Source organism: Cupriavidus sp. UYPR2.512 (assembly GCF_000379565.1).
In the GTDB taxonomy this organism is placed as follows: domain Bacteria; phylum Pseudomonadota; class Gammaproteobacteria; order Burkholderiales; family Burkholderiaceae; genus Cupriavidus.
In genome coordinates, this window is the sequence record NZ_KB903019.1 from 1 (window position 1) to 2300 (window position 2300).

Here is a 2300-nt window from a genome sequence, read left to right on the forward strand (position 1 = left end):
CACCTCCGCCGTCCCCAATTTCCCCAAGTGCAGCCTGCTAAACCCCCTATATTGTGGAAAAATTCAAACCTGATAATGTCGCCTATCAGGTAAGTCAGGCGGCGAACCAATAAAGTTACTCTTGCGGCCGTTGGTTTGCATAAATTTGTTCCTGGCCCCTCCCCGCTGACTGGTGCCATGGAGCGGGTGCCAGGCGCATGGTGTCACGGTACCGACGGCTCGCCCTGTCGGGCTCAATGGTCGCCAACGAACCCGCGACAGCCCGTCCTCGGTTTCGCCCAGACGAATGCTGGGCTGGGGATGGCCACGTGCGAACGGGTGGGTGCCCCGATCAATCGCATCGAGCCAGCTCGTCAACGCGTTCATGGCTGACTCGATTTCCCATTCGATCATCGTGTCCAGCAGCCCGGTCAGCGGGGAGTCGTACATCCGATGATAGTCTCGCCAGGCGTCATGGGTGCTATCAAGCCCTCGCCCGGCATGGCCCGTGCGCCTTGCCGAGGGCGGATCAGACCGGCCTCCTGCAATGCCTGCGACAAGATCAGGAAGCGCCGCCATTCCCGCTCGGACTGGTTTCGGGATAAGTCTGGGCCAGGCTGCTCCCGGCCGCATTCGAGCTCGGCGAGTGCGACCTCGAACGGACAGGCGAAACCGCGGCGCATCCCTTGCTCCGCCTGAACGCTGATCCAGCCAGACGACTCCCATGCGCCGTCGTGGCCTTGAGACGGTCCTGCGCGGCCCGGATTCGGGCGAGCGGGGAAAGGGCGGAAGGCGACTCGACGCGCCGGTAGAAGTCGAGAAGGTGGTCAAGACCGAGCCCACGCTGCTGCAGGCGGTCGAGCTCGCACCGTGTCGACCAGGGAAACGCACGGCGCTCCACGCACCAGTTGCTACCCAGCTCGGTGAAAAGCGGTTCGATCTGCGCCGGCATCGCTTCCAGCGTGCGCAACTGACCAAAGACTTGCGCGAGACTCGGTGTCCCAAAAAACGGGCGATCTCGGGATCGCCATCTCTCGGCCTGTGCCAGGCGGGCCGCGGCCTGGCCGGCACGCGTCAGCCAGGCGGTCAGGGATGCCATCTGCCCGTGTTCCTGGGTCGGAAATCCATCGTCCCGGTAATGAGGCCAGGTCTCGCGGCTTGCCTGGATCAGGCGCTGCCACGTCTCCACTTTCAGCGCCGCAGTCGTGCCGCTGCGCGGCGCGATCTCTGCCGTCTCCAGCGGGGTCAAGTGGAACGGGCACCTCGAAAGCCAGTTGGTTTCATGTAGATAGCTGTGATAGCCATGTCGTGAACAGGCCTTGCAATAGCGAATCCGATGCGGATCTGGCATGGCCGGCGGCGGAGCGTACCGCCCACAACCCACAAAGCTTGCGGACTGCGAGAAGACGCGCTGGACATGCAATAAGGGTTCGTGCGGCACCGAAGACAGGCGCACGAGCGCCTCCTCCGAAAGTGGCGTGTCGTCTTCCGGGTTCACATTCAGGAACTTCATGCTGCTGCGGGCGTTGAGACCATTCAACGCGCAGAATCGCGCTAAGAATGACAGCCTCGATTCATACAGGCGCAGGTTTTCCGGCCACCAGTTGACCGAGCGCAAGGGCACCATGTCAGCTTCCAGTCGAGATGATCCGCATATGGTCGGAGAAGTTGGTTTTCGCCAGCTCCCGCAACCAGCTTTCGTGGTGCGTCACGGCGTCCCAGTCCTGACCGCTGGCCAGTTGGAATAAGATTGCCTCGGTCGCCGTGGCGACGTGCTGCATGGGAAATTCAAGGTGCTTGCGCGGAATCTCAGGCGACAGTGCCACCAGTGCCGCCCACAGTTGTTCGCTGCGGTCGGCCAGGCGTCGGCCTGCCGCGAATTCGTCCGGGGCGAAGTACGCCAGGTGTGACACCTGACTGCCTGGCGGCCACTCCGAATCGATGTCGTAACCGTTCAGAACGTACTCGACTTCCTTGGCGGAGCGTAGCCCGTGGAATCGCGCGTGCGCTGCCATGAATCGGGCGGCAATATGCGCGTTGCCAGTGCTGGCCATATACTCGTGCCGATAGTTCAACTGGTGAGAACCGACGGAAAAGACGCTGAGCAGATAGCCCTCGTAGTCCAGCTCGTTCTGCAGGCCGACCAGCCCTTCCACTCTTGGAAGGTGAGGTCCTGCGCTTCGTCAATTGACGTTATGCGCAACGTTACTCAGCAGTCGGAAATATAGGCGACAGAAGGAGCCTGGAAGAATGATCGAACCGTGCTTATCCGGTTAGCTCCCAAACCTACTAGTGCAATGTTCCATTCTGTTTGGAACTTA

At 61.4% G+C, this 2300-nt stretch carries 3 protein-coding genes; all 3 read right to left on the reverse strand.

The window, feature by feature from the left end:
• Nucleotides 1-63: 63 nt before the first annotated feature.
• Nucleotides 64-429 (reverse strand): hypothetical protein, encoded by a 366-nt coding sequence (locus A3A5_RS43410; protein WP_157637252.1) that lies wholly within the window; start codon nucleotides 427-429, stop codon nucleotides 64-66.
• Nucleotides 430-541: 112 nt separating this feature from the next.
• Nucleotides 542-1606 carry a hypothetical protein gene (locus A3A5_RS0117825; protein ID WP_018311900.1) on the reverse strand — a complete coding sequence of 355 codons (1065 nt, stop codon included), beginning with the start codon at nucleotides 1604-1606 and terminating at the stop codon, nucleotides 542-544.
• A gap of 1 nt (nucleotide 1607) precedes the next feature.
• Nucleotides 1608-2135, reverse strand: a complete 528-nt coding sequence (locus tag A3A5_RS38860; RefSeq protein WP_018311901.1) for a hypothetical protein — start codon at nucleotides 2133-2135, stop codon at nucleotides 1608-1610.
• Nucleotides 2136-2300 lie beyond the last annotated feature (165 nt).

Coding starts and splice junctions, on each gene's coding strand:
- A3A5_RS43410 (WP_157637252.1), bottom strand. CDS start 429: ATGTACGACTCCCCGCTGACCGGGCTGCTGGACACGATGATCGAATGG.
- A3A5_RS0117825 (WP_018311900.1), bottom strand. CDS start 1,606: ATGGTGCCCTTGCGCTCGGTCAACTGGTGGCCGGAAAACCTGCGCCTG.